This window comes from Ferruginibacter sp. HRS2-29, assembly GCF_024343615.1.
Lineage (GTDB): Bacteria > Bacteroidota > Bacteroidia > Chitinophagales > Chitinophagaceae > Ferruginibacter.
The window spans coordinates 1-413 of the sequence record NZ_RJUB01000115.1 but is presented as its reverse complement, the minus strand read 5'-3'; the positions used below and the strand labels follow the sequence as shown (position 1 = coordinate 413).

The 413-nt window shown below is 48.2% G+C and carries 1 protein-coding gene; it reads left to right on the top strand.

The features are described 5' to 3' along the window. On the top strand, window positions 1-413 hold a 413-nt coding region (locus EGI32_RS11460; protein ID WP_255155493.1), incomplete at both ends, for a hypothetical protein.

Below are 413 nucleotides of genomic sequence, written 5' to 3'. Positions count from 1 at the left end.
GTCTTCGCCGCTGGGAGCCAATTATACCTACAGCATCGACGGAGCAACTTACCAGGCCAGCCCGGTATTTGCCAACCTATCGCCGAATTCTTATAACGTTACGGTGAAAAATGTTACCACGGGATGTACTTCACTTGCTACGGTAGTAGTGGTGAATAATCCTTCGGCTTTGCCGCCACCAACAGCTTCTGTTACTATACAGGCTACCTGTGCTACTGGTGGAACCATCACAGTCTCCTCGCCGCTGGGTGCCAACTTTACTTACAGTGTAAATGGTACAACTTACCAGGCAAGCCCGGTGTTCCCGAATCTTACCCCTAATTCATATAATGTTACCGTAAGGAACCTTACCACCGGGTGTACTTCTACTGCTACAGTAGTAGTGGTAAATAATCCATCTACTTTAACCCCGC